This window comes from Cellulomonas sp. T2.31MG-18 (genome assembly GCF_964266755.1).
Lineage (GTDB): Bacteria > Actinomycetota > Actinomycetes > Actinomycetales > Cellulomonadaceae > Cellulomonas.
Map to the genome: position 1 here is coordinate 232,563 of NZ_CAXWGW010000003.1, position 26,892 is coordinate 259,454.

The 26,892-nt window shown below is 71.1% G+C and carries 22 protein-coding genes, 3 tRNA genes and 1 pseudogene; 23 read left to right on the forward strand and 3 right to left on the reverse strand.

The annotated features are described in order from the left end of the window. Nucleotides 1-198: 198 nt before the first annotated feature. Nucleotides 199-627, forward strand: coding sequence for an SsgA family sporulation/cell division regulator (locus ACFQTY_RS13235; protein WP_263730747.1), 429 nt, complete (start codon nt 199-201; stop codon nt 625-627). A gap of 60 nt (nt 628-687) precedes the next feature. On the opposite strand, the gene ACFQTY_RS13240 is transcribed toward ACFQTY_RS13235, so the two are convergent. Further along, a complete protein-coding gene (locus ACFQTY_RS13240) occupies nt 688-1,767 on the reverse strand; it encodes a chorismate-binding protein (RefSeq protein ID WP_378101123.1) in 1,080 nt (359 codons plus the stop codon). A 121-nt stretch (nt 1,768-1,888) separates the two neighbouring features. On the opposite strand from ACFQTY_RS13240, the gene ACFQTY_RS13245 reads away from it, so the two are divergent. The 16 genes and pseudogenes from ACFQTY_RS13245 (at nt 1,889) to ACFQTY_RS13320 (ending at nt 18,794) form a co-directional block, all read left to right on the forward strand. After that, nucleotides 1,889-1,961, forward strand: a tRNA-Gly gene (locus ACFQTY_RS13245). Between the two features lie 49 nt (nt 1,962-2,010). Next, nucleotides 2,011-2,081 (forward strand) — tRNA-Cys (locus ACFQTY_RS13250). Nucleotides 2,082-2,096: 15 nt separating this feature from the next. Beyond that, a tRNA-Val gene (locus ACFQTY_RS13255) sits at nt 2,097-2,171 on the forward strand. Nucleotides 2,172-2,838: 667 nt separating this feature from the next. Next, nucleotides 2,839-3,975: a LacI family DNA-binding transcriptional regulator gene (locus ACFQTY_RS13260; RefSeq protein WP_378101125.1), complete on the forward strand. Its 1,137-nt coding sequence runs from the start codon at nt 2,839-2,841 to the stop codon at nt 3,973-3,975. Between the two features lie 299 nt (nt 3,976-4,274). Then, nucleotides 4,275-5,387 (forward strand): extracellular solute-binding protein, encoded by a 1,113-nt coding sequence (locus ACFQTY_RS13265; protein WP_378101127.1) that lies wholly within the window; start codon nt 4,275-4,277, stop codon nt 5,385-5,387. Between the two features lies 1 nt (nt 5,388). Further along, a pseudogene (locus ACFQTY_RS13270) lies at nt 5,389-6,356 on the forward strand (carbohydrate ABC transporter permease). Nucleotides 6,357-6,366: 10 nt separating this feature from the next. Further along, nucleotides 6,367-7,221, forward strand: coding sequence for a carbohydrate ABC transporter permease (locus ACFQTY_RS13275; protein ID WP_378101129.1), 855 nt, complete (start codon nt 6,367-6,369; stop codon nt 7,219-7,221). Between the two features lie 10 nt (nt 7,222-7,231). Continuing rightward, nucleotides 7,232-8,425: a glycoside hydrolase family 1 protein gene (locus ACFQTY_RS13280; RefSeq protein WP_378101132.1), complete on the forward strand. Its 1,194-nt coding sequence runs from the start codon at nt 7,232-7,234 to the stop codon at nt 8,423-8,425. Between the two features lie 154 nt (nt 8,426-8,579). After that, the gene (locus ACFQTY_RS13285) at nt 8,580-10,883 is read left to right on the forward strand and encodes a glycoside hydrolase family 3 N-terminal domain-containing protein (RefSeq protein WP_378101807.1); all 2,304 of its coding nucleotides are present in this window, start codon (nt 8,580-8,582) and stop codon (nt 10,881-10,883) included. 333 nt (nt 10,884-11,216) lie between these two features. Next, complete coding sequence (locus tag ACFQTY_RS13290; RefSeq protein ID WP_378101134.1) at nt 11,217-12,227, forward strand: TIGR00341 family protein; 1,011 nt, start codon at nt 11,217-11,219, stop codon at nt 12,225-12,227. A gap of 65 nt (nt 12,228-12,292) precedes the next feature. Then, a complete protein-coding gene (locus ACFQTY_RS13295; RefSeq protein WP_378101136.1) occupies nt 12,293-13,972 on the forward strand; it encodes an amidohydrolase in 1,680 nt (559 codons plus the stop codon). A 286-nt stretch (nt 13,973-14,258) separates the two neighbouring features. Then, complete coding sequence (locus tag ACFQTY_RS13300; RefSeq protein ID WP_378101138.1) at nt 14,259-15,383, forward strand: glycosyltransferase; 1,125 nt, start codon at nt 14,259-14,261, stop codon at nt 15,381-15,383. Further along, a complete protein-coding gene (locus ACFQTY_RS13305) occupies nt 15,383-16,399 on the forward strand; it encodes a glycosyltransferase (RefSeq protein ID WP_378101140.1) in 1,017 nt (338 codons plus the stop codon). The genes ACFQTY_RS13300 and ACFQTY_RS13305 overlap by 1 nt, the downstream gene beginning before the upstream one ends. Nucleotides 16,400-16,440: 41 nt before the next feature. Further along, complete coding sequence (locus tag ACFQTY_RS13310; RefSeq protein WP_378101142.1) at nt 16,441-17,931, forward strand: glycoside hydrolase family 130 protein; 1,491 nt, start codon at nt 16,441-16,443, stop codon at nt 17,929-17,931. A 66-nt stretch (nt 17,932-17,997) separates the two neighbouring features. Next, a complete protein-coding gene (locus ACFQTY_RS13315) occupies nt 17,998-18,369 on the forward strand; it encodes a lipopolysaccharide assembly LapA domain-containing protein (RefSeq protein ID WP_378101144.1) in 372 nt (123 codons plus the stop codon). After that, on the forward strand, nt 18,366-18,794 hold the full coding sequence (locus ACFQTY_RS13320) for a hypothetical protein (protein ID WP_378101146.1): 429 nt from the start codon (nt 18,366-18,368) through the stop codon (nt 18,792-18,794). The genes ACFQTY_RS13315 and ACFQTY_RS13320 overlap by 4 nt, the downstream gene beginning before the upstream one ends. Before the next feature lie 31 nt (nt 18,795-18,825). Here the strand turns inward: ACFQTY_RS13320 and ACFQTY_RS13325 are convergent, their stop codons facing one another. Together ACFQTY_RS13325 and ACFQTY_RS13330 are read right to left on the reverse strand one after the other, a co-directional pair. Beyond that, nucleotides 18,826-19,503 carry a hemolysin III family protein gene (locus tag ACFQTY_RS13325; protein ID WP_378101148.1) on the reverse strand — a complete coding sequence of 226 codons (678 nt, stop codon included), beginning with the start codon at nt 19,501-19,503 and terminating at the stop codon, nt 18,826-18,828. A gap of 127 nt (nt 19,504-19,630) precedes the next feature. Further along, nucleotides 19,631-20,653: a glycosyltransferase family 4 protein gene (locus ACFQTY_RS13330; protein WP_378101149.1), complete on the reverse strand. Its 1,023-nt coding sequence runs from the start codon at nt 20,651-20,653 to the stop codon at nt 19,631-19,633. 308 nt (nt 20,654-20,961) lie between these two features. Between ACFQTY_RS13330 and ACFQTY_RS13335 the strand changes: the two genes are divergently transcribed. The 6 genes from ACFQTY_RS13335 to rbsD all read left to right on the forward strand — a co-directional run bounded on the left by ACFQTY_RS13335 (nt 20,962) and on the right by rbsD (nt 26,884). Beyond that, nucleotides 20,962-21,987, forward strand: a complete 1,026-nt coding sequence (locus ACFQTY_RS13335; RefSeq protein WP_378101151.1) for a LacI family DNA-binding transcriptional regulator — start codon at nt 20,962-20,964, stop codon at nt 21,985-21,987. After that, complete coding sequence (locus tag ACFQTY_RS13340; RefSeq protein ID WP_378101153.1) at nt 21,977-23,491, forward strand: sugar ABC transporter ATP-binding protein; 1,515 nt, start codon at nt 21,977-21,979, stop codon at nt 23,489-23,491. Before ACFQTY_RS13335 ends, ACFQTY_RS13340 begins: the two co-directional genes overlap by 11 nt. Beyond that, nucleotides 23,481-24,467 carry an ABC transporter permease gene (locus ACFQTY_RS13345; RefSeq protein WP_378101155.1) on the forward strand — a complete coding sequence of 329 codons (987 nt, stop codon included), beginning with the start codon at nt 23,481-23,483 and terminating at the stop codon, nt 24,465-24,467. The genes ACFQTY_RS13340 and ACFQTY_RS13345 overlap by 11 nt, the downstream gene beginning before the upstream one ends. Nucleotides 24,468-24,531: 64 nt before the next feature. Continuing rightward, nucleotides 24,532-25,509, forward strand: coding sequence for a D-ribose ABC transporter substrate-binding protein (locus ACFQTY_RS13350; protein ID WP_378101157.1), 978 nt, complete (start codon nt 24,532-24,534; stop codon nt 25,507-25,509). A gap of 71 nt (nt 25,510-25,580) precedes the next feature. Beyond that, nucleotides 25,581-26,498 (forward strand): ribokinase, encoded by a 918-nt coding sequence (locus ACFQTY_RS13355; RefSeq protein WP_378101159.1) that lies wholly within the window; start codon nt 25,581-25,583, stop codon nt 26,496-26,498. Beyond that, the gene (rbsD, locus tag ACFQTY_RS13360) at nt 26,495-26,884 is read left to right on the forward strand and encodes a D-ribose pyranase (protein WP_378101161.1); all 390 of its coding nucleotides are present in this window, start codon (nt 26,495-26,497) and stop codon (nt 26,882-26,884) included. Before ACFQTY_RS13355 ends, rbsD begins: the two co-directional genes overlap by 4 nt. Nucleotides 26,885-26,892: the final 8 nt, after the last annotated feature.

Genomic DNA, 26,892 nt, shown 5'->3' on the forward strand with positions numbered 1-26,892 from the left:
AGAGGATGCTACCCAACGCTGGCCTGATCACCGAACCGGCAACCGGATGCCCGTATACGCCCGTTCGGCTGGCGACGGAAGTGACCGGGCAGGCTTCGGTTGCTGCGGTCGGGTGAAAGGTGCCGACCCACCACGCCAGATCCGGCGGTCCGCTGCCATGATGTGACTGTCCGATGAGCCCGCCCAGTGGAGGACCCGATGACGAACTCGTCGTACGACGTCGTCGAAGTCGTCGCGATGCAGCTCATCGGCTCCGACGCGAGCGTCGTCCCGGTGAGCACCCAGCTGGCGTTCCGGACGACCGATCCCTACACCGTCCGCGCCGTGTTCACCGGCGGCCAGTCGTCCTCGACGTGGCTGCTCGGCCGCGAGCTGCTGGTGCAGGGCATGCACGCCAGCTCGGAGGAGCCGGCCGGCACGGGTGACGTGCAGATCTGGCGGGACGAGGACCCGGACTACACCCTCATCTCGCTGTCCGGGGTCGAGGGCAGCGCCCTCCTCGCCGCACCGACCGAGCCCGTGCTCCGCTTCCTTGCGGCGACGGAGTCGCTGGTACCGCTCGGTGCCGAGAGCGACCGCATGGAGGGCGAGATCAGCGCCCTGATCGCGGCGCTGCTCACCGCCTGACCGTCCGGCCGATCCCGCGTCGGGCGCCCTGCGCCCCGTCGGCCGGCACTGCCACGTGCTTCACGTCGTTCTGCGGGACGCCAGTCCGACGAGCCGCGCCGCCTTCAGCTCGGTCTCGGCCCACTCGGCGGCAGGGTCGCTCCCCCACGTGATGCCCGCGCCGGTGCCGAAGCGCAGCATGCCGTCCGACCACCAGAAGGTCCGGATCGACACGGCTAGCCGCGCCCTCACGGAGCCGTCGTCCGCGACGTGGACCCAGCCCACCGTGCCGCAGTAGGGACCGCGCGGGACGGGCTCCAGCTCACGGATGAGGCGCAGCGCCGACGACTTCGGCGCCCCGGAGACGGAACCCGGTGGGTACGTCGCCTCGAGCACCTGCCGGTAGGCATCGGCGGCGCGTGCCACCTCGGGGTCGAGGCGGCCGGTGACGGTCGACACCAGGTGGACCAGGCCGGGGTGCTGCTCCTCGCCCAGCAGGGTGGTGACCTCGACGGAGCCCGGGAGGCACACCCGCTGCAGGTCGTTGCGCACGAGGTCCGTGATCATCACGTTCTCGGCGCGGTCCTTGGGTGACAGACCGGCGGAGTGCGCGGCCGTGCCCTTGATGGGACCGCTGCTGATACTGCCCCCGTCGACCGAGAGGAAGAGCTCCGGCGAGGCGCTGACGACCCAGACTCCGGGGTCGTCGCTGGTGGGCCCGACCTGGACCCCGCCCTGGTACGGCGCCGGGTTGCCTGCGACGAGCCGTCGGCCCAGAGCTGCAGCGTCCGGGCCGCGAGGCTCCGCAGGCAGAGGGGCTGCGAGGACGCGGCAGAGGTTGACCTGGTACACCTCGCCCCCGCGGATCCGCGTCCGGATCGTCTCCACCCCCGCCCGGTACGCCGCCTCGCCCATCGAGCTCGACCAGGCGTCCGCCGCGGGCCCGTCCCAGCGACCGTGGGGCCGCTGCGGCACGGTGGTGGCGCGTCCGACGTGGACGTCGGCGAAGCGCCACGCTCGGACCCGGCCCTCGAACTCCCCCACCACGGCCCACCAGCCCGGCCGCGACAGCGCATCGGGCTCCTGCGCGAGGTCGACCGCCTCGAGCACCCCGTTCGCCTGCACCCCGCCGAACCAGGCGGTCGCGGAGGGCTCCAGCACGGGCTCACGCTAGCGAGCCGGACCGCGCGGACGCGCCGGCCGGCCGACCGGTTGGACTCTCGTCGCGAACCTCGGTTAGAGTCTGGGACGCACACGGCGCCCCTCCGGGGACGTCGACAGCGCGGACGTGGCTCAGTTGGTAGAGCATCACCTTGCCAAGGTGAGGGTCGCGGGTTCGAATCCCGTCGTCCGCTCGGAGGCTCTCCACATCGGCTCACAGCCGCTGGGGACTGCGGTCTCACCGGTGGAGTGGCCGAGAGGCGAGGCAGCGGCCTGCAAAGCCGTATACACGGGTTCGAATCCCGTCTCCACCTCGGTTCACACCCGACGGGCGATTGGCGCAGCGGGAGCGCGCTTCCCTGACACGGAAGAGGTCACTGGTTCGATCCCAGTATCGCCCACCAGCATCACCGCAGGTCACAGGCCGTTCCGGAGGCATCCGGGGCGGCCTTTCGGCCACTCATGGGACGAAATGTAGGAACGCGTGTAGCAACGCGGTAACAACGCAGACGTCGGTGGACGTCGGTGGACGCGGCGGCCGAGCAGGCGCGGTTGAGCCAGCGCGTCCGTGTCTTTGCGGATCAACACTTGATCCGTACACCGTGTGGCCCGTGTGGCTGACGGCTTCCGTGCGCGCGGTCGGGAAGATCGCGCCGGCCGGGACCTCGCGACCGAGACGATGACTGTGGCGCCCGAAGCGAGCGGGGCGACGACGAGAAGCCACAGCCGCTGCTGCGGGGCAGCGGCCAGGAACACGACCACCGCAAGGACGGACACCCCAACGGCCGCCCGGACCGGTTCGGGGACTTGGTGGATGATCGTCACCCGGAGCTCCGCTTCTTCGACCGCATCACCGATCTGTCGACCTGGAGAGCCACGATCTTGAGCGCAGCGCGTACCCGTGTCCCGGCGCGACGGGCGCCGCCGCGCGCCGACCAGTGCCTCCGCCTCCAGGGTGCCCCCGCCGCGCTCTCACGATCAGGCGCCGGAGATGCCATCGGGTTCCCGGCGGCTTCCTGAATCTTTTCCCCAATCCAGCATGCGTCGATTCATAGCGCATAGACTCCTGGGGTGAGCAAGCGCCCGACGGTGTACGACGTCGCACGGCTCGCGGGCGTTTCGACCGCGACGGTCTCGTTCACCTACTCCAAGCCCGAGCGTGTTCGTCCCGATACTCGTGCCCAGGTGCTCGCCGCCGCGGACCAGATCGGGTACGTACCACGGGCGAGCGCGCGGGACCTCGCCAGAGGACGCACGGGTGCGCTCGGGCTTCACGCGTTCGACTTCTTGCTCGAGACCCCTGGCGGAGGCCGCACGCCGTCACTCGGGCCCGACCTCGTCACACCCGATGCGTCGGGGGTCGCCAGAATCGCCTGGGAGGACGGCTACGACGACCGTATGTCGGACCCTCGTGCCTTCCCGCTGTACGTCGACGAGGTGCAGCGCGGCTTCGAGCTCGAGTGCTGGCGCGCTGGCAGAGCCCTGTTGCTGTCGAGCGGCACGGATCCCCGGATCGACCTGACGGAGTCGGCCGGCCGGGTGGACGGCCTCGCCGTGTTCCCTGGCGACGTGTCGCTGGCCGCGCTGGAGCAGGTTGCGCGACGGATCCCGATCGTCCTCCTGAGCCGGCATGACGAAGGCCTGCCGTGCAACCGCGTGCTCGTGGACAACGCCTCCGGGATGCGTCAGGTCCTGGAGCATCTCCTCGTGGAGCACCGGACCAGGTCGATCGGTTACGTGGGGTCGCTGGCGGTAGCCGACTTCGCCGAGCGGTTCGAGGCGCTGCGGAGCGGTGCGGAGCGTGCGGGCATCGCGGCGCCCGTGGTGCTCGACGACTCCGACGCCTCCGACGGCCGGCCGTTGAGCATGCTGATAGACCTCGCATCGACCGGGCGCCTCCCGGAGGCGTTGGTGTGCGGTTCCGACCAGGTGGCGCTCCAGGCTCTCGACACGCTGGCCGAGCTCGGTGTCGACGTGCCGGGCGACGTCCTCGTGACCGGCTTCGACGGCGTGCTCGCAGGGCGATTGTCGAACCCGACGCTGACCACCGTCCGCCAACCGATGGAGGCGATGGGCCGACTCGCGGCAAGGTTGCTCGTCGACCACAGCGCTGATGCCCCCTTCGCGACGTACCGGCTGGAGCCGCGGCTGCTCCCTCGCGGCAGCTGTGGGTGCGGGGCCCCGGCCCGCGCGCTGCGGCGGGACTGAGCACCGGTACCGCGTCTCATCGACGGTCTAGTCGAGGTCGTGGGGCGTTACTGAATCGAGACGTTCGGCGCGAGGGCGGCATGCTAGCCTCGTGTTAAGCGCATAGATACGTCCCAAGGAAGGGCCGTTGCGCGTTCGAGGAGGAACACATGAGATCACTTCCTGGGCGCTTGCTCGTGGTGGGAGCTGCCGCCGCCCTGCTGTTGTCCGCCTGTGGTCGCGCCGACGCTCCTGCTGCGACCGGTCAGCCCAGCTCGACCGTCGCAGCCACCGCCACGGGCACCGTAACGATGTGGGCCATGGGCGCTGAGGGGGACAAGCTCGGCGCCTTCGTCAAGGCGTTCGAGTCCGCGAATCCCGGAGTGACGGTCAACGTGACGTCCATCCCCTGGAACGCGGCGCACGACAAGATCCAGACCGCCATCGCAGGCGGGACCACCCCCGACATCTCCATGATGGGCACTACCTGGATGACCGACTTCGCGGACTCGTTCGCCGCGGTGCCGGCCGGCTTGACCAGCGCTGACTTCTTCCCGGGTGCCTTGGCCAACGGCAAGGTCAAGGGCGCCAACCTCGGGCTCCCCTGGTACATCGACACCCGGCTGCTCTACTACCGCACGGACATCGCGGCGAAGGCTGGCTGGACGAAGGCTCCGACCACCTGGGACGAGCTCAAGCAGATGGCCTCGGACATGAAGACCAAGGGAGGCGCCAAGGTCGGCATCAACCTGCCCGCCGCGGGCTCCGACTCGTTCCAGGCCACCCTGTGGATGCCCTGGTCGAACGGCGCCGACGTGATGAACGCCGATGGTACGAAGTGGACCCTCGACAGCCCACAGATGGTCGACGCCTACAAGTACCTGGAGAGCTTCTTCGCCGACGGCAGCGCTGACGCCAACTACGACGGCGCGAACACCCAGGCGGACTTCGTCTCGGGCGCTCTCGGGATGTTCATCGACGGGCCCTGGAACATCGGCGGACTGAAGGACACGGGCGGCGCCGACTTCGCCAGCAAGTACGCCACGGCGGTGCTTCCGACCAAGGCGTCGAGCACCGCGTTCGCCGGCGGCTCGAACCTCGTCGTCTACAAGGGGGCGAAGAACCCCGGTGCCGCGTGGGCCCTCGCGAAGTGGCTCACCGACCCGAAGGTCCAGGCGGACTTCTTCAAGCTGACCGGCGACCTGCCGGCCGTGCAGTCCGCCTGGAAGGACCCGGCGCTCGCCAGCGACCCCAAGCTGGCAGCGTTCGGCGCGCAGCTCAAGGACGTCAAGTCGCCGCCCAACGTGGCGACCTGGACCCATGTCTCGGCAGCCGCGGACGCCGCGCTCGAGTCGATGACCCGAGGAGGAGTCGACCCGGCCACCGCCCTCGCCAACCTGCAGAAGCAGGCGGACCAGATCGGCGTGGGCTGACATGACCAGCACCGTGACGGTGGCCGGGGCCGTGCGCCCCGGCCACCGCCCCGGCCGGGGCACCCGACGTGGTCTCGAGCCAGGTCCCGGGGCGGCTCGGCGGCGGCGCCAGGGCCTGGTGGCCTGGATGTTCGCCCTCCCGTTCGTCCTGGTCTTCGGGACCTTCATGCTCGTTCCGATCGCATCGTCGCTGGCGATGTCCTTCACCGATTTCGGGGCGCGCGACGTCACCCACCCGTTCGCGGTGAGCTTCGTCGGCGTGCAGCAGTACCTGAAGCTGTTCGCCGACCCGATGTTCCGTAGGGCACTGGGCGTGACGGGCGGATTTGTCGTCATGGGCATTCCCGCCACGATCGCCCTGGGCCTCGCGCTGGCTGTGGCTCTCAACTCCGGGGTCACCCGCTTGCGCGCGTTCTTCCGGGTCGGCTTCTACGCGCCCGTGGTCACGAGCATCGTGGCGGTGGCGGTCGTCTGGCGGTACATCCTTCAGCCGGACGGGCTCATCAACACCGCGCTGAGCTGGGTGGGGATCCACGGTCCCGACTGGCTGCACTCGACGACCTTGGCCCTTCCGGCGCTGACGCTCATGGCCGTGTGGCGCAACACCGGCACGCTCATGATCATCTTCCTGGCAGGGCTGCAAGGGATCCCCGAGGAGGTCCTGGAAGCGCGATGATCGACGGGGCCGGCCCATGGCGCCGGCTCAGGTCGATCACGCTGCCGCTCCTGCGTCCGACGATTCTCCTCGGCGCGGTCCTCATCTCCGTGGGGTATCTCCAGTTCTTCGAAGAGCCATTCGTCATGACTCAGGGCGGCCCGCTCGGCTCAACCACGTCGATCGCCTACTACACCTACAACCAGTTCGGGTTCGGCGACTTCAGCCTGGCGTCGGCGTCGAGCTACGTCCTGTTCGCGATCATCGTGGCCCTGAGCCTCATCCAGTTCCGAGTACTCCGGACGCAGGACTGAGGGGATCCAGATGCCCATCGCACCGACCCGCGCGACACCGCGCCGGCACCGCGTCACCGGTCGCCAGCTCACCTTGGTGGTGCTCGTCATCGGCCTCGTCGCGTGGATTGCGCCGTTCGCCTGGATGCTGCTCGGCTCCGTCAAGACACAGGGCGAGATCCTGCGTCGGCCTCCTACCTGGTGGCCCAAGGCTCCGACCGTGGCGAACTTCCACTCGTGGTTCGTCGACATCGGCTTCGGCCACTTCTTCTCGACCTCGCTGATCGTCGCCGTCGCGACCGTCCTGGGGAACCTGGTCTTCTGCTCCATGGTCGGCTACGCGCTGGCCAAGATGCAGTTCCCCGGCAAACGGATCCTCTTCGGTGCCGTCATGACGACGTTGATGGTGCCGGGCGTCGTGACTTTCGTTCCGTTGTTCGTGATGGTCGCCAAGATGGGCCTGCTGAACAGCTACGCAGCCCTGATACTTCCGTTCCTCACCACTCCGGTGGGCGTGTTCCTCATGCGCCAGTTCATGATCGGCATCCCCGATGCGCTCCTCGAGGCCGCTCGAATCGACGGTGCAGGTGAGGTGCGAACTTTCGTCCAGGTTGTGCTCCCGCTGTCCGGGCCGCCATTGGCGACCCTCGGGATCTTGACGTTCCTCGGCTCGTGGAACAACTTCCTCTGGCCTCTCGTGGCAGCTCAGTCCGAGACGATGTACACGCTCCCGGTCGCGCTGTCGCTCTACTCGACGGGTCAGAACCAGACCCACTACGGCCTGCTCCTTGCCGGGTCCGTGCTCGTCGTCACACCAATTCTTCTCCTCTTCGTCCTCCTGCAGCGCTACTTCATCCAGGGCGTGGCCACGGCCGGCCTTAAGTAAGGAACCACGAATGCACAACCGCATCACCTTCCCGTCGGACTTCCTCTGGGGCGCCTCAACCGCGGCGCACCAGGTCGAGGGGAACAACATCAACACCGACTGGTGGGTCCGCGAGCATGCGAGGCCGGCACAGGTGGCCGAGCCGAGCGGCGACGCGGCCGACAGCTACCACCGGTACCCCGAGGACATGCAGCTGCTGGCCGGACTCGGACTCAACGCATACCGGTTCTCGGTGGAGTGGGCACGCATCGAGCCCGAGGAAGGGTGGGTCTCGCGGGCTGAGCTGGCGCACTACCGGCGCATGATCGACTGCGCTCTCGAGCTCGGGCTCACGCCGGTCGTCACGCTGCACCACTTCACGAGCCCGCGGTGGTTCGCGGCAAGCGGGGGCTGGCGCCGCTCTGACGCCGCAGACGTCTTCGGCCGGTACGTCGCCACGGCATCCCGCATCCTGACGGACGTTCCGTGGGTCTGCACCGTCAATGAGCCGAACATCGTGGCGATGCTGGCCGGCGGCCGTCGTGGCGAGCTGGCAGCAGCCACCCTGCCCGACCCGGACCCCACCGTCACGGTCCGGCTGATCGAGGCCCACCACCGCGCCCGCGACGTCCTAGGCAGCCTCGTGCCCGCTCGCACCGGATGGACCGTGGCCGGCCAGGCGTTCCATGCGGTGCCCGGCTGCGAGGCAGAGACGCAGGCGTACGCCTACCCGCGCGAGGACGTGTTCCTCGAGGCCGCCCGCGGGGACGACTTCATCGGGGTGCAGGCGTACCTGCGCACCTTCATCGGCAAGGACGGTCCGCTGCCGGTTGCCGAGGGTGTCGAGACGACGCTCACCGGTTGGGAGTACTTCCCGCCCGCACTCGGCATCGCGACGCGGCACGCGTGGGAGGTGACGGGCCACGTTCCGGTGCTCGTGACGGAGAACGGCATCGCGACCGCGGATGACGCCAGACGCATCGACTACACGCACGACGCGCTCGTCGGACTGCACGAGGCGATGACGGACGGCATCGATGTGCGCGGCTACCTGCACTGGTCGGCCCTGGACAACTACGAGTGGGGGTCCTACCGACCGACCTTCGGCCTGATCTCCGTGGACCGTGAGACGTTCACGCGCTCGGTCAAGGCCTCAGGCCGCTGGCTCGGTGAGGTGGCCCGGACCGGCACCCTCATGCGGCCAGTGGTCGAGTCGTCCTGCTGAAGCTGGCCACGAGCGTCGGGTTCGAGTGAGCGCCGGAGGTCTCCGGGGCGTCAGTCGGCGGCGGCACCACCTCGGGCGCGCGTCGTCGCACCCTCACCATCCCCACACGGCGACTACTGCTCACCCGTCGCCCACTGACATTGGAGTCATGCCGATGGGCGACCCCTTTCCCGACCGGGACCCGGCCGTCTCGATCCCCGACCGCGTGGCGGACCTGCTAGGCCGGATGACCCTGCCGGAGAAGGTCGGGCAGATGATGCAGCTCGATGCGAGCGACAGCGTCGAAGAGCACCTGACGCTCATGCACGCGGGGTCGTTGCTCCATGCCTCGCCCGAGCGCTTGGAGCTCGCGCACCGCCTCGTCGAGCAGACGCGGCTGCGCATCCCGATCCTGGTTGGCGACGACTGCATCCACGGCCACTCCTTCCTCGAGGGCGCGACGATCTTCCCCACCCAGCTGGGTATGGCGGCCACCTGGGACGCCGAGCTCATCGAGCGGGTGGCCCGGGCGACGGCCGTCGAGGCGTCCGCGACGGGGGTGCACTGGACCTTCTCCCCCGTGCTCTGCATCGCCCGTGACCTGCGGTGGGGACGCGTCGGCGAGACGTTCGGCGAGGACCCGTTCCTGATCGGCGAGCTCGCCTCCGCGATGGTGCGCGGCTACCAGGGCGACGGCCTGGCCGACCCGACCGCGATCCTCGCCACCGCCAAGCACTTCGCCGGCTACTCGGAGACGCAGGGCGGGCGGGACGCCAGCGAGGCCGACATCTCGCGGCGCAAGCTCCGCTCGTGGTTCCTGCCACCGTTCGAGCGCGTCGCACGAGAAGGCTGCCGGACGTTCATGCTCGGCTACCACACGATGGACGGCGTCCCGATCACGGTCAACTCGTGGCTGCTCGACGACGTGCTGCGAGGCGAGTGGGGCTACACCGGTTCGCTCGTCACGGACTGGGACAACGTCGGGCGGATGGTCTGGGAGCAACAGGTCCAGCCGGACCACGTTCACGCCGCCGCGGCGGCCGTCCGCGCGGGCAACGACCTCGTGATGACGACGCCGCAGTTCTTCGCCGGCGCCCAGGAGGCAGTCGCGCGCGGGCTGCTCGACGAGGCGGACATCGACCGCGCAGTGGCGCGCATCCTCACGCTCAAGCTCGAGCTCGGACTGTTCGAGGACCCCCGCCGCCCCGACGCCGGCCTTCGGTGCGACGTGGTCGGCCGTGCGAGCCACACCGCGCTCAACCTCGAGGTCTCGCGGCGCTCGCTCGTGCTGCTGCGCAACGACGGGGTCCTCCCCCTCGACGACGAACCCGCCCGACCGGCCGACGGAGCCGCAGACGGCTGCCGTCGGCCACCGCGCACCGTCGCCGTGCTGGGACCGCTGGCCGACGACGCGCAGACCCAGCTGGGAGACTGGGCGGGCAGCTCCGGCCAGGCCGACTGGCTACCCGACGGGCAGCCGCGCCACCTGATCACCACGGTCCTTGACGGGTTGCGCGCGACGGTTCCGGAAGGGTGGGCGGTCACGTACGCACGGGGCGCGGACATCCTCACGCTCGCCACCGACGCCAGCGGCGCTACCTTCCCCGACGGCCAGCCGAGACCGCCGGTCGTGGTGCCATGCCCCCCGGACCGCCTGCTCCTCGACGACGCGGTCGCGCAGGCCCGTTCCGCCGACGTCGCCGTCGTGGTGGTCGGGGACCGGATCGAGCTCATGGGCGAAGGGCGCTCCACCGCGACACTCGAGCTCGTCGGCGGACAGGTGGCCCTGCTTGACGCGGTGGCCGCGACGGGCACCCCGATGGTCGTGGTGCTCCTCGCCTCCAAGCCCCTCGTGCTCCCCCCGTCCGCGCTGGGAGCCTCGGCCGTGGTGTGGGCCGCCAACCCGGGCATGCGCGGCGGCCAGGCGATCGCCGAGCTCCTCCTGGGGCGGATCGAACCCGCGGGGCGCCTTCCGATCTCGTTCGCCCGGCACGCCGGGCAGCAGCCGACCTTCTACAACCAGGTCCGCGGGCAGCACGGTGAGCGCTACGCCGACCTGACACAGATGCCCGCGTTCGCGTTCGGCGACGGGCTCTCCTACACCACCGTCACGTACACCGACCTTCGACTGCTCGACGTGCCTGTCACCGACACCGTGCGGGCCGAGGTCACGGTGCACAACACCGGGACCCGGCCAGCCCGGGAGACCGTCCAGGTCTACGTGCGCGACCTCGTCACGTCGGCCAGCTGGGCCGACCGGGAACTCAAGGCGTACCGCCAGGTCGACCTCGCCCCCGGCGAGTCCCGCACCGTTGCCCTCGAGCTCCCGCTTTCCGCGTGCTCGATCGTCGACGCGAACGAGCGCCGTGTGGTTGAACCTGGCGACTTCGAACTGCTCGTCGGCCCGTCGAGCCGCACCGAGGTGCTCCTCCGGGCACCGTTCACGGTGGATGAGGACACCGCCCACCGGCTCGGGTGACCGCAGCATCGGCCATCGCTCCGGTCGGCACGAGATCGCCGGCGACAGGACGTCGAAGCGCGATGCCCTCTGCGGAGCGCACGGCTGAGGCCCGGTGTCGCCAGCGATCGGCCCGATGACGCATGGTCGTACAGCGACGGCTGGGGCTATACCGGCCAGGCCGGTGGCGGAACGACGGACGACGCGGTGGCCCAGCTGTTGTGCTGATCGAGGCGCTGCGCCCGGACCGGCCGGTGCTGCGAGTTCGACCTGCTCAAGGCGCGGGCGCTGAGCTAGCCACGAACGTCGTCAGGTCGCCGTTGGTACCCCGTCGGGACCGGTCCGGAGGTCGTCGTGCGTGGTCAGCTCAGCAAGCACATCCTCCCGGCGGTGCAGCGCCGCACGCTCGACGAGCTCAGGGCCGACCTCGACCTGGGCGCGGACGATGCGGAGTCCCGGCGCTCGGGGTTCTGGACGATGCTGGTGGTCTCGGCCGTCATCGCCGCTGCGGGCGTGATGTCCGACTCCACGGCGACCGTCATCGGGGCGATGATCATCGCCCCGTTGTCCACACCGATCATGGGCACTGCGCTGGGCGTGGTGCTCCGCGACGCCCGCCTCACCCGGCGTGCCGTCCGCTACGTCGCGCTCGGCGGCGGTCTCGTGGTGGTGATCGGCGTCGCGTTCGCGCTCGTGGTGCCCGGCGACGTGAACCTGTTCACCGACAGCCAGGTCGCCGCGCGGACGTCTCCCGGCCTGCTCGACCTGGTCGCAGCGGTGGCCACCGGGGTGGCCGGCTCCGTCGCACTCACCCGACGCGACGTCGCGGCCGTCCTGCCCGGCGTGGCGATCGCCATCTCGTTGGTGCCGCCGCTCGTCGTGGTCGGCGTGTGTCTCGGTCAGGGTTCGTTCGTCCTGGCGCTCGGGGCACTGGTGCTGTTCCTGTCGAACCTCGTCGCCCTCGTGCTCATCGGGACCGTGGTGTTCACCGCGGCCGGGTACGCGTCCGAGAGCGCCGGCAGCTCACGGCTGTCCTACCGACGCGCCTACGTCGTGATCGGCACCCTCCTGGTGCTGGTGCTGATCCCCCTGGCGGCCAACACCGCATTCACCTACGCCGTGGCGATCTGGACGCAACGGGTGCAGGTCACCGCCGAGCGGTGGATCGCGGCGACACCGGGCGGCCGCATCGACGGGGTCGAACGGCTCTCCGGCACCTTCTACATCCATGTGCGAGCCCCTGGCGACCTGCCGCCCGTCGGCGGGTTGATGGAGGACCTGCGTGGGCAGGTGCCGAACGGACTCACGGTCGTGGTGACGGCTCTGGTCGGGCAGGACGAGGGTTCCCTGGTGGTCGGCCGTTAGGCCGCCCGCAGCAGCTGCACCCCGGACGCCGTCGTGACGCCCGGGCAGGCGACGAGAGGCTCGTCATGACCACCACGATCCTGACCGCGGGCGCCGTCCTCACGATGGACCCGGCCAGGCCCCGCGCGGAGGCCCTCGTGGTCGAGGGCGACACCATCCTCGCCGTGGGCTCGCTGGCCGAGTGCCGGACGGCGTTCCCTGCGGCAACCCTGGTCCCCACCGGTGCCGCGGTTCTCATGCCGGGTTTCATCGACCCCCACAGCCACCCCTTCCTCAGCGGCGTCGCCACACAGGCCCCTGCCATCGCGATAGCGCCGTGGCTCGCGCCCACATGGGCCGACGTCCTGCAGACCTTCACCGACGGCGCGGCCGCCCGCGACCCGGCCCGGCCCCTCGTCTTCACCGGTTTCGACGCCCTGCTGCACGCCCACCCCGCGCTGACGGCACCAGAGCTGGACGCGATCTTCGGCGACCGGGCGGTCGTCGTCTGCGACAACTCCGGGCACGCGGTCTACTTCACCTCGGCCCTGATGAAGCGGAACCACTGGGACACGGCGGTGCCCTCCGACCCGGTCGGCGGCCACTTCGGGCGCACGCCCACCGGCGCCTTGACGGGGGTGGCGTACGAGGTGCCGGCCGGTGCCCTGGTGCTGGGTCCCGCCCTGGAGGAGCTGGGCGGCAACGCCCTCGCGAGCGCGGCGATGTACCTGGCGCTGATGGCGGAGGGCGGCATCACGTCGACCTCCGACATGGCTTTCGCCGGCGGGCTGGCCGCGGGCTACGACGCGCTCGCCGCGCTGCCGAGCGCTCCGCTCCGGGTCAGCATGTGGCAGGTCTCCACCGCACCCGGCTACGCAGACGCCGTGAGCTTCGAGGCCGACGAGACGATGCTCGTCAAGCAGGGCGTGAAGCTGTGGACCGACGGCTCGCCGTGGATCGGCAACGTCGCCCTGTCGTTCCCCTACCTGGACACCGAGGTGACCCGGCGCGCCGGCATCGACCCGGCGACGGCGGGTGGCATCGGCTCGATGAACTACGACCGCGCCGAGGTGGACACCATCCTCGACACCTGCGCACCGCGCGGCTGGCAGATGGCGTTCCACGCAAACGGCGACCTGGCCATCGACTTCGCCCTCGACGCCTACGAGGCGGCGCTGACGCGGCACGGCCTGCTCGGCACCGACCACCGTTGGCGCCTCGAGCATGTCGGCGCCGGCACGAAGGTCCAGTTCGAGCGGGCGGCCGCACTGGGGGTGCACCTGTCGATGGCTCCGTTCCAGTACTACTTCTGGGGCGACCTGCTCGCCGGCGAGATGTTCGACGACGAGCACGGCTCACGCTGGCAAGCGCTCGGCGACGCCGTCGCCTCCGGCGCCTGCGTGTCCCTGCACAACGACGGTTCGGTCTCCCCGCCGACGCCCCTGCTCAACGTGCAGACCGCCGTCACCCGCCGGACGCGCAGCGGCCGCGTGCACGGTCCGGCGCAGCGCATCGGCCTGGACGACGCGCTGCGCGCCCACACGATCGACGCCGCACGCACCCTGAAGCGCGACCACCTGGTCGGTTCCCTGCAGCCGGGAAAGCTCGCCGACCTTGTCGAGCTCAGTGCCGATCCCTACACGGTCGAGCCGAGCACCCTGGCGAAGAGCGTGAAGGTGCTGGGGACCTGGCTCGGCGGGCACCGGATCGACCTGCCTCAGTTCCTCGCCGCCGCCGGTGCCCACGCCCCGCTCCCGACCGCATGAGCGGCTGCCGAGGCCGGCCAGTCTCCCGAACGCCTCCCCCGGCGACCTGTCCGTTGCTGCCCTCGAGCTCGGGTCGGCGGAGGCATCCGCTCGGGGACGACGGTCGGGCAGTCGGGCCGGACTGGTAGCCTGGTGAACCTGAGGATCGGACATGTTCTCCGGTCATGAGCGCGGCCGACGAGCCGGCATTCCGCCGCAGCATCGTCGGGCAGTCGCCAAGGTTGCGGCCTCTTCCTCCGCGTACGGCAGCGCCTGTGCTGCGGCAAGTGACGCAAGTGAGGGCCTCGTGGCCGTTCGTCTCGGTTTCCTGTCCACCTACCCGTCCACCCAGTGCGGCATCGCCACGTTCTGCGAGGCCCTCGTCACCCACCTGCAGGGCGCCGGCGCGGAGGTGGGGGTCGTGCGCCTGGTCGACGACCCGCAGGTGCGCCGTCCGCCCGTGGTGCACGAGTGGGTCGCGGGCGCGAACGGCGCCGTGGACGGGGTCGTCGACGCGCTCAACGGCTACGACGTCGCCGTCATCCAGCACGAGTACGGGATCTTCCCCGGGCCGGACGGCGAGGCACTCCTGCGGGTACTGCCGCAGCTGACGGTGCCGGTGGTGAGCATCCTGCACACCGTCCTCACGGCGCCGAGCGCGAACCAGCGCCGTGTGATGGAGTGGCTGGTCGAGTTCTCCACGGTCCTGGTGACGATGACGCAGACGGCACGTGACCGGCTGATCGCCGGGTGGGGGGTGGAACCGTCACGCGTGGTGGTGATCCCGCACGGGGCCACGGACAACAGGTCCGCATCGACGGACGTCCTTCCTGCGCGCCCGACGGTGCTCACCTGGGGACTGCTGTCGGAGGGCAAGGGCATCGAATGGGCCCTGCGGGGACTGTCGATCCTGCGTGAGACGACGGCGCTGCCGGACTACCGGATCGTCGGCCAGACGCATCCGCGCGTGCTCGAGCGGGACGGTGAGGCGTACCGGGAGAGCCTGATGGCACTGGCGCGCGACCTCGACCTCACCCGGACCGTCAGCTTCGACGGCCGGTACCTGTCCGGGCCGGCCCTGCGGCAGGTGGTGCGTGAGGCCGACGTGATCCTGCTTCCGTACGACTCACGCGACCAGGTCACCTCGGGCGTGCTGACCGAGGCGGTCGTCGCGGGCAAGCCCGTGATCTCCACCGGCTTCCCGCACGCGGTCGAGCTGTTGTCCGGCGGGGCCGGCATCCTCGTCCCGCAGCGCGACCCGGTCGCGATCGCGGCAGCCCTGGAGCAGCTCCTGACCACGCCGGGTGCGGCCGGCAGGATGGCCGCCACGTCACGACGGCTCGCGTCGTCGCTGCTCTGGCCCGCCGTGGCGACGCGCTACCTCGAGCTCAGCCAGAGCCTGGTCGGCGCGGCCGTGCCGACCGGCGTCTGATGCCGACGGCCCCGTTCGACCACCTGCTGCGCCTGAGCACTCCTCTCGGCGTGTACGAGCACGCCCGCGGACCGGTCCCGCGCACCGAGCACGGCATGTGCGTCGACGACGTCGCACGCGCCCTCGTCGTGGCGGCACGAGATCCCCACCCGGCACCGGAGGTGGTCGCCCTCGCCTGGACTGCGCTGCGCTTCCTGCGCGCGGCACAACGGGACGACGGCACCATGCACAACCGTCGTGACGACGCCGGGACGTGGCTCGACATGCCGTCGACCGACGACCACTGGGGACGAGCGCTCTGGGCGTTCGGCGTCACCGCGGCCCGGGCGACCGACTCCGAGCTGGCGGGTGAGGCCCGACGAGGGGCCGAGATGGCCCTCCGCGCCCGGTCCGGGCACCCGCGGGCCACCGCCTACGCCGCTCTGGGTGCGGCTCTGCTGCTGACCGTCGCGCCCGATGAGCTCGCCGCGTACGCCCTGCTGCTCGATGCGCGGCGGGCCCTGCTCCCGTTGAGCACCGACCCGTCCTGGCCCTGGCCCTACGGCCGGCTCACCTACGCCAGCCCCGTGCTGCCCGAGGCGATGATCGCGATCGGCTCCACGCTGAGCGACCCCGAGCTGCAGCAGGACGGGCTGACCCTGCTGCGCTGGCTGGTCGACCAGCAGACCACCGGCACGCACCTGTCCCCGGTCGCGACAGGCGGCCGGGCGGCCGGAGACGCGCGCACCCCGGCGTTCGACCAGCAGCCGATCGAGGTGGCCACGTTGGCGGAGGCGTGCGCGACCGCGTGGGAGGCGACCGGGGACGAGCGGTGGCTGCGGGTGCTGGGCCGATGCGTCGCGTGGTTCGAGGGCGACAACGACAGCCTGGTCCCGGTGCGCGACGTGGTGACCGGTGCCGGCTTCGACGGTCTCGAGGACGGTTCGGTGAACCTGAACCAGGGCGCCGAGTCGACGCTGGCATGGCTCGCGACGGCCCAGGTCGCGGACGCGTGCCGGTTCCCGGCGGTCCGGTGACGCGTTCCCAGGACCCGCCTTGGGTCCGCAGGACGGACGTCGTGCTCCGGCCCGACCCGGCACGGGTGGTGACCGCGCTGTTCCTGCCCGGTCAGGAGCCGTCGGCGTCCGGCGGGTCCCGGTCCGGCGCCGTCGTCGAGCGCGTGCTGGCACTGTCGGCGGACCAGGTGGAGACCGAGCTCGCCGCGCTCGAGTCGAGGTTCGAGGGACGGCACCGTGACCTGAGCACGACGTGGCAGCAGCACTTCGAGCTGGTCCGCCACCGGGTCCACGGTGGCGGTCGGGTCTCGGCAGCGCGGCAACGGCTGGTCGGTGCCTGCTTCACGCAGGAGCTGGCCATCGAAGGTGCCGCCCTGATGAACCCGTCGATGGTGCCCCACCTCGACCAGACGGGCCTGCCGCCCGGCGCCCAGCGCTTCGTGATGAGCCTGCGCGCGGTCGGCGAGGGGCACCTGTCGAGCGTCGAGCTGCGCACCGGTGTCGTGGACGCCGACGACCACGTGCTGCTCGACCCGCCGCCGCAGGTCGCCGTGCTGCCGACCGAACGACGCGCCGGGTACTCGCGAGCCACGTTCGAGCACGCGCTCGAGGACCTCGGCGGTGACCAGGCCGACTCCGACTTCGTGCTGGCGTCCCTGCCGGCGCGGTTCACTCGCACGGAGCTGGACGGCGCTCTCGGTCAGCTCCGTGCGGAGCGCCTGACCCGCGCGACCACCACCCGCACGGTGGAGCGGTTCGAGGCGATAGCGGCGTCCAGCTACACCGTGGCGTTCCCAGCCGACTCCGCCGTTCAGGAGCGGGTGCTGATGCCCCGCGCCGCCACCGAGAGCCGCGGGATGGAGGACGTCCGGCTGGTACGGCTCGACGCCGGGAACGGCTCCGGGGCGCAGTGCGTCGGCACCTACACGGGCTACGACGGCCGTCACGTCCGGGTTCGCGTGCTCCGCACGGAGGACCTCTCCACCTGGTCGACGGCACCCGCCAGCGGTCCCGGTGCCCAGGACAAGGGGCTGGCGCTCTTCCCCCGGCAGATCGAGGGGCGCTACGTGGCGCTGTCCCGGGCCGACCGCGAGAGCAACGCCGTGTCCACGTCGAGCGACCTGCTGCACTGGGAGGAACCGGTGCGGGTGCAAGCACCGCGTCAGCCGTGGGAGCTGCTGCAGCTGGGCAACTGCGGACCGCCGATCGAGACCGATGCCGGCTGGGTGGCGCTCACCCACGGGGTGGGGCCGATGCGTCGCTACAGCATCGGCGCACTGCTGCTGGACCTCGACGACCCGACGCGGGTCCTGGGTGCCCTGGAGCGCCCGCTGCTCACACCGGCCGACGACGAGCGCTCCGGCTACGTGCCGAACGTCGTCTACTCCTGCGGGGCCTTGCGGCACGGCCGCACGCTCGTCCTGCCCTACGGGTGCAGCGACACCGTGACGCGGATGGCGCTGGTCGACCTGGACGCGCTGGTGGGCGAGCTCCTTCGTGGTGCACCGCAGCGTCCTCGCCGCGAGAACCCGGTGAGGCGGACCTACCATTGACCCAGTCCCGGGAACGCGGACCCCCGCTGTGAGGGTCCACCATCCGGCACTGCGGAAGAGGGCATCATGCCCAGCCAGAACACGACCCCAGGTACCTCGCCCTCCCTCCCGGACGACCGGCGCGCAGCGTCCCGTCCCGCACCTATCCAGGGCACGACCACCCCGGCACCACGACGCAGCCGGATCGGTGCCGCGTGGGTCGGCCTCGTCGTCGGCGCACTCGTGCTCGTCGCGCTGATCGTCTTCATGCTCCAGAACACCGCCCCCGTGCAGGTCACCTTCCTCGGCATGCGCGGGACCGCACCGCTGGCCCTGACGCTGCTCATCGCGGGGATCGGGGTCGGGGTCGTCGCGCTGGTGGTGGGCAGCATCCGCATCGGTCAGCTGCGGCACCGGCTCGGCGTCGAGGGCCGCGTCCGCGAAGCAGGTCGACGATGAGCGCGGCCGACCCGTCCCCGGGGCCCCTCCGGTTGACCTCGGTGCTGACCTCCGCCCTGCCCCCCGAGCTCGGGACCGCGGCGGCGCCGGACCGCTACACGGTGCCCGTGGTCTTCTCGCGGCAGGTGACGCCCGAGGAGCGTGACCGCATCGAGAACCCCGCACTGGCGCAGCGGCTCAGCGAGCACCTCGGTGGCGGGATCGAGCTCGTCGTCTCCGACCGTCGTCTGCTGGTGAAGAACACGTGCCTGGCCGAGCTCCGCGACGGGTTGGCCGCAGCACTGGCCGCGGCGCTGCGTGACCTCGACCAGCAGCTGGATGCGGAGCAGTCGGCCCGCGAGGACGCCGCCAGTCGGCGTGACCTGCAGGAGCAGGAACGTGCGGAGGCGGTCGCCCGCGAGGCGGCGCAGATCCGGTTCGAGTGACCGGTGTGCCTGCCGCCCGCGCTTGGGGTCGCTAGGCCGGCAGGACGTAGAGGTACATGAGCAGGTAGTGCAGGACGGCGGCGACGACGACCATCGCGTGCCAGATCTCGTGGAAGCCGAACACCCCCGGCCACGGGTTGGGCCGCTCGATCACGAACACCACGAAGCCGGCGCTGTACAGCAGGCCGCCGGCTGCCATCAGCAGCATCGCCCCGCCCGGCACCGACGCGCCCGAGCCCACCAGCAGCACCGGCATCCACCCCAGTGCGATGTAGAGAGTGTTCGTCACGTACTTCGGTAGCTGGCGCAGCAGCGACCGCAGCACGATCCCGGCCGCCGCGATCACCCAGACCGCACCCAGCACGGTCCAGCCGTAGGTGGTCCGGAAGAGCACCAGCACCATCGGCGTGGTCGACCCGGCGATCAGCAGGAACACGGAGTCGTAGTCGAGCGTCCGGAGAACGTCGTTCACCCGGGCGCCGCCGTCGATGCCGTGGTGCAGCGTGCTGGCCACGAAGAGGGTCACCACCGACAGCCCGTAGAGGCTGAACCCGACGACCTTCCAGGCATCGCGCTGCTCCGCCGCCTGCACGATCAGCAGCGCCGCGCCCGCCACGGCGAAACAGGCGGCGAACAGGTGCGAGACGGTGTTGAACCGCTCGTCGGTGACGTGGACGCTGCCGTCCCTGCTGCGTTGAACGGTCTCCACCGGTCGCCTTCCCGCGGCGCCGGGCGCCGGCCTGCCGCGGTCCGGATGCGCCCGAGCCCGCACGTCCCAGGCTACCGAGCGCACCGGCCCGGCCGGACCGGTAGGCCCCGCCTCCGGCGACGAGCGGTCAGCGGCGCCGCCTCACGGAGCCGCCCTCGGCGATCACGCGCAGGAACAGCCGCTCGTAGTCGTCGACCATCCGCTCGGAGGAGAACCGGGCGATCGCGTCGGCACGGCACGCCTCCCGGTCGAGGGCCTCGACCACGGAGACGGCTGCGACGGCCTCGGCGACGTCGCCGACCAGGAAGCCGGAGACGCCGGGCGCGACGAGCTCCGGCATCGAGCCTCGCCGGTAGGCGATGACGGGGGTACCGGCAGCCATCGCCTCGACGACCGACAGCCCGAAGGGTTCGTCGAAGTCGATGAGGTGCAGCAGCGCGAGCGCCCCGCCGAGGAGCCGGTCACGCTCGGGAGGGGCCACGGCGCCCACGTAGGTGACCCGCGTGCCGTCGACGTGCGGCTCCACCTCCCGGTGGAAGTAGTCGTCGTCCTGGATCACCCCGGCGACGACCAGGGGCAGCCCGGCCCGGCGGGCCACCTCGACGGCCGTCGCCGTTCCCTTGTCCGGGTGGATGCGTCCGAGGAACAGCAGGTAGCCGCCGTCGCCGGAGCCGAGATGGAAGGCGGAGGTGTCGATGCCGTGGTGGATCGTCGCGGCGTACGTCAGGTCCGGGTGGCGGTCGGCCGCGCTGATGGCGACGTAGTGCGCGACGTCGTCGTACGCGCGGTAGACGGGCACGATGCGCTCCGAGGAGAAGCCGTGGATGGTCGTCACGACCGGCGTCGACGTCAGCCGACTGAAGACCAGCGGCAGGAAGTCGAACTGGTTGCTGATCACGTCGAACTCGTGAGCACGTTCGAACACGGCAGCGATGTGCAGCGCCTCGTACACCTTCGCGTCGACCGACGGGTCCTCCTCGTACCCGGCGGGCGCCTCGGCGTGCAGCCGACCCGAGGTCACCGAGTCCGCTGTCGCGAACAGCGTGACGTCGTGGCCCCGCGCGACGAGGCCTTCGGCGATCGTGGCGGCGACCTGTTCCCACGGCCCGTAGGAACGCGGCGGGACACGGTGGGCGATCGAGGCGAGCACGGCGACCCTGACGATGACCTCCCGGTGTCGGGGCCGAGCGTACGCCGGAGCTCCTGCGGGCTGAGGCGCCGCTCTGTCAGATGCTCTGCACCCCGACCCGCCGGTCGCCGATCGGCTCGCACTCCCCCGGTCGTCCGTCAAGACCGCGTCGGAGGTCGCGCCCGCTGCGGCCGAGTCGCCCCCGGGCCGCCGGCCCGCCTGGCCACCTCGCCCAGCGACTGATGACGGCTGGGGCCCTTGCGCGTTCCCGACGCAGCGAGGTAACGTCCCCGTAATCGATTGCATGTAATCGATTACAAACCGTGGCGATGGGATGGCCGTCGATGGCGACGATCAAGGACGTGGCGCAGCGCGCAGGCGTCTCTACTGCGACGGTCTCGCGCGTGCTGGCAGGAGTCTCCGCGTCTCCGGCGACCCGTGACCGCGTGATGGCGGCGGCGAGCGAGCTCAGCTTCCGGCCCAACGCAGTGGCGCGGTCACTGCGCTCCACGGGCACCCGCACGGTCGGTCTCGTCGTCTCGGACCTGCTCAACCCGTACTTCACCGAGCTGGCCCGCGCCGTCGAGGACACGGCTCGTGAGGCCGGCTACGCCGTCATCGTGGGCAACGCCGACGAGAACCCGTCCCAGCAGGACCACTACGTCCGGATCCTGCTCGAGCGGCAGGTCGACGGTCTCGTGGTCGTTCCCACCGTGGAGACGTCTCCGCTGCTGCGGGAGGCGGCGGCCACCGGTCACCACCTGGTCCTCGTCGACCGCTCCGCGGAGGACGTCGCCGCACCGTTGGTCTCCGCCGACGGTGGCCCGGCGATCGACGATCTCGTGGCGCACCTGGCCGCCCACGGTCGACGCAGGCTCGCCGTCATCGCCGGCCCTGAGCACGCAGGCTCGTCGCGGGAGCGGCTCCATGCGTTCCGCGGTGCCGCCGCGCGGCGCGGCCTCGAGGTGCCCGGCGTGGCGGTCGTGCACGGCGACTTTCGATCGCGCTCGGGGGCGGAGGCGATGGCGCAGCTGCTCGACGGTCCGCGCCGGCCCGATGCGGTGCTGGTCTCGAACGGGGCGATGGCCCTCGGCGCCGTCTCGGTGCTCCAGGAGCGTGCCGGTGAGCTGCGGGTGCCCGACGACCTCGCGGTGGCGGTCTTCGACGACATGCCGTTCTTCCAGCTGCTCCGCCCGACCCTGACGGCGATCGAGCAGCCGACGGCGGAGGTCGGCCGTTCCGCCATGAAGCTGCTGCTCGCCCAGATCGCCGGGCAGCCCGCGCAGGACGTTCGCCTGGCGTGCCGGCTCGTGCTGCGTCAGTCCACGGAAGGGAGTCCCGCCGATGCCCACTGAGGCGCCCACACCACTGCTCGCTGTCGAAGGGCTGCGCAAGGAGTTCCCCGGCGTCGTGGCGCTCGACGGCGTCTCGTTCGACGTGCGGCCCGGCGAGGTGCACGTGCTCCTGGGCGAGAACGGCGCCGGCAAGTCGACGCTCATCAAGTGTCTGGCCGGTGTGTACCAGCCGGACGCGGGACGGGTGCTCGTCGACGGCGAACCGCGCCACCTGCACACGGCGCGAGACGCCGAGCGCCTCGGCATCGCCACGATCCACCAGGAGCTCAACCTCGTCCCGGGACTGTCCGTCGCGGAGAACGTGCTGCTCGGCCGCCCGCCGCGGCGTCTCGGCCTCATCGACCGGAGAGCAGCGCGCCGGCAGGCCGCGGCCGCGCTCGCCAGGGTCGGCCTCGACATCGACCCGGCGACCCCCGTGCGCGAGCTGGGGATCGCACGCCAGCAGCTGGTCGAGATCGCCAAGGCCCTGTCGCTCGACGCGCGGGTGCTCATCCTCGACGAGCCGACCGCCGCTCTGACGGACGACGAGGTCGACCGGCTCCTCGGTCTCATGCGCGAGCTGCGCGAGCGCGGCGTCGGCATGATCTTCATCTCCCACCACCTCGAAGAGATCGGACGCATCGGTGACCGTGTGACCGTCCTGCGGGATGGGCGGTCGGTGGGGATGCTGCCGGCGACCGCCGACCAGGACGAGCTGGTGCGGATGATGGTCGGCCGAACCATCGAGGCCCAGTACCCCCGCAGGCGCGTGCCGCCGGGCGAGGTGCTGCTCGAGGTCGACGGGCTCACGGCGGCCGGCCGCTTCGAGTCGGTCGGGATGGCGGTGCGCGCCGGCGAGGTGGTCGGCCTCGCCGGTCTGGTCGGCGCCGGTCGCACCGAGGTGCTCCGCGCCATCGCAGGCGTCGACCGCTACGCGTCAGGGACCGTCCGGGTCCGAGGGACCAGGGTGCGCGGTGGCAGCGTGCACGCGGCGGTCGACGCCGGCATCGGACTGGTGCCGGAGGACCGCAAGGCGCAAGGACTCGTGCTCGGGGCCTCCGTCCAGGAGAACCTCAGCCTGGTGACGCTCCGCTCGGCGACACGCTGGGGGGTGGTCGACTTCGGCCGGCTGCGGGCCGCGGCCGCGGAGATGATCCGCCGGCTGGGCATCCGCACACCGTCAGCCCGCACCACGATGCGGACCTTGTCGGGCGGCAACCAGCAGAAGGTCGTCATCGGCAAGTGGCTCACCGCCAACCCCGCGGTGCTGCTGCTCGACGAGCCGACGCGAGGGATCGACGTCGGCGCGAAGGTCGAGATCTACGAGCTGATCAACGCCCTCACCGCGGACGGTCGCGGCGTGCTGCTCGTCTCGTCGGAGCTGCCCGAGGTGATCGGCATCTGCGATCGCGTGCTCGTCATGTCCCGCGGCCGGCTCGTCGGTGAGCTCGACCACAGTCAAGCCACCCAGGACGCCGTCATGGCCCTGGCCGTGAAGGAAGTGGAGTCCAGCCGTGCCATCTGACACCTCTCGGGCGGCCATGCCGTCGACCGCGACCCTCTGGCAGCAGCGAGCGAACCAGGTCCTCGGCCGCAACGGTGCCTTCGTCGCGCTCATCCTGCTCGGCGCGGTGATGACGGCGCTGTCACGGGTGTTCCTCACGCCGCAGAACCTGCTCAACGTCGGCGTCCAGGCAGCCGTCGTGGCGATCCTGGCGTTCGGGCAGACCTTCGTGATCATCACGTCGGGCATCGACCTGTCGGTGGGCTCGGTGGCCGCCCTCTCAGGCATCGTCGTGGGCTACACCTCGTCCACGATGGGGCTCAACCCTCTGCTGGCGCTCCTCCTGGGTCTGCTCTCGGGCGTCGTCACCGGGTTGGTCAGCGCCACGATGATCGCCTACGGCCGCCTGCCGGCCTTCATCGCGACGATGGCCATGCTGTCCGTCGCCCGCGGGTTCGCGCTCGTGATCTCCGGTGGGCGGCCCCTGCCGCAGCCGCACCAGGTGGCGTGGTTCGGCAAGACGATCGGCGGTTGGTTGCCGGTCCCGCTCCTCGTGATGCTCGTGCTCGGCCTCGTGGCTTCCTTCATCCTCAACCGGACGTATGCCGGCCGCGCGATGTACGCCATCGGGGGCAACGAGGAAGCCGCGCGCCTCTCGGGCATCAACGTCCGTCGTCAGCAGCTGGTGACGTACGCCCTGTCCGGCGCCTTCGCCGCGGTCGCCGGCCTGGTCCTCGCCGGGCGGCTCGTCTCCGGGCAGCCGCAGGCGGCCAGCGGCTACGAGCTCGACTCCATCGCAGCGGTCGTCATCGGCGGTGCGAGCCTCGCCGGTGGCTCCGGCGGGATCTTCGGCACCTTCGTCGGAGCTCTGGTCCTGGCCGTGATCCGCAACGGCTTGAACCTCCTCAACGTCTCGTCCTTCTGGCAGCAGATCGTCATCGGCGTCGTCATCGCCCTCGCCGTGCTGACGGACACCCTGCGGCGCCGACGGACGTGATCGGGCCTCGGCCCTCAGCACGAACCGCACCATCCACCCAAGGAATTCAGGAAGGGACCGTCCCATGAACAAGCGATTCCTCGCCGTTGCCGTCGCTGCGGCGACGGGGGCGCTCGCGCTCGCCGGGTGCTCCTCCAACGGCTCCACCGGAGGCTCGGCGACGACGCCGGCGGCCGGAGGGCAGACCTCGGCATCCACCGCCCAGGCGTCAGGCCCCGGCGTGACCATCGGCCTGTCACTGTCCACCCTCAACAACCCGTTCTTCGTCTCCGTGCGCGACGGTGCGCAGAAGGAGGCGGACGCGCTGGGTGCCAAGCTCACCGTGACGGACGCGCAGAACGACGCGACCACGCAGGCCAACCAGATCCAGAACTTCCAGGCTCAGCAGCTGCAGTCCGTCATCATCAACGCCGTCGACTCGACGGCGGCCGGCCCCATCGTCGCGCCGTTGATCGCGGCCAAGGTGCCCGTGATCGCCGTCGACCGCGCCGTCACCGGCGCCGACGTCAACTCCTTCATCGCCTCGGACAACGTCCAGGGCGGCAAGATGGCCGCCGACGCTCTCGCCAAGGCGATCGGCGAGAAGGGGTCGGTCATCGTCCTGGAGGGCACGGCGGGCACCTCGGCGGCGAACGACCGCAACAAGGGCTTCACCCAGGGCATCGCGGCCTACCCGAACATCAAGGTCGTCGCGTCGCAGCCCGCGGACTTCGACCGCACCAAGGGCCTCGACGTCGCGACCAACCTCCTGCAGGCCCACCCCGACGCGGTCGGCATCTTCGCCGCCAACGACGAGATGGCGCTGGGTGCCGTCCAGGCCCTCGGCGACAAGGCCGGCAAGAGCGTGTTCGTCGTCGGCTTCGACGGCACGTCCGACGGTCAGGCGGCGATCAAGGCGGGCACCATGGTCGCCTCCGTCGCGCAGCAGCCCGAGCAGCTCGGCAAGTCCGCCGTCGACGCGGCCGTGAAGCTGGTCCACGGTCAGACCGTCGAGAAGACCGTCGCCGTCCCGGTCGTCGTCCTGACGAAGGACTCGCTCTGATCTCGTCCGCTCGAGATTCGTTCGGGGCGCCGCGGTCCGTCAGGGCGGCGGCGCCCCGGAGGGGAGAAGCAGTGCATCGGGGGCGCATCGTCGTCGTCGGCTCCGCCAACGCCGACCTGGTGATCCACGTCGACCATCGTCCGGCGGGCGGTGAGACAGTGCTCGGCTCCGACCTCGTCGTCATGCCGGGCGGCAAGGGAGCCAATCAGGCGGTGGCCGCGGGGCGGCTCGGTGGTCGTGTCGCTTTCGTCGGGTGCGTCGGGCAGGACGACAACGGCGAGCTCCTGCGTGACTCGCTCACCGGCGCCGGCGTCGAGACTGCCGGGCTGGCGACGGTGCCCGCCGCCACGGGTTCGGCCGTCATCGTGCTCACCCCCGACGCGGAGAACTCGATCATCGTCTCGCCGGGCGCGAACGCCCTGGTGAGCCCGGAGGCCGTGGACCGCGCCGTCGAGTGGGACACCACCAGGCTCGTCGTGGTCCAGCTCGAGGTGCCGCTGGCCACCGTCGCCCATGTCGCTCGGCGCGCCCTCGAGCACGGCACACGCCTCATCCTCAACGCAGCTCCGGCCGCCGTCCTCGATCGTGCGACCCTCTCGGCCGCCGACCCGCTCGTCGTCAACCAGTCCGAGGCCGCGACCCTGCTGGCCGAACGGCCCCCCGACGACCCAGCTGACGTCGCGCGTGCGCTGCTGGACCTCGGGCCCCGGGCCGTCGTCCTCACCCTCGGTTCCGAGGGGTCGGTCTGGTGCGTGCGGGGCGACGGCGGCTCCGTGAGCTCCGGTCGCCGGCCGGCCCTGCGCGTTCGGGCGCTCGACACCACCGGGGCCGGAGACGCATACGTCGGCGCACTCGCGGTCGCGCTCGCAGGCGGCTCGGACCTTCCCGGAGCGGTCGAACGAGCCACCGCCGTCGCAGCCGTCGCCGTGACACGTCTCGGCGCCCAAGCGTCCTACCCCACCCCCGACGAAGTGACGGTCGAACGATGAAGCGCCACGGCGTGCTCAACGCCCCCCTGTCCGCCCGGCTGGCCGAGCTCGGTCACACCGACCTGGTCGTGGTCGGGGACGCCGGACTCCCCCGGCCGGCCGGGGTTCCCGTCGTCGACCTCGCCCTGGTGCTGGGCGTTCCGAGCTTCTCGGACGTCGTCCGCGCACTGGCCGACGAGCTCACCGTGGAGCAGGTCACGATGGCCGACGAGGCCCGGACGGCGAACGCCGGCGTGGTGGCGCTCGTCCGTTCGCTCTTCGGCGAACCGGAGTGGGTGGTGCACGAGCAGCTCAAGGCGATGTCCGGCTCTGCGCGCCTCTTCGTCCGCACCGGCGAGGCCACGCCGTTCGCCAACGTGGTGCTCCGCTGCGGGGTGCCGTTCTAGACGCAGCC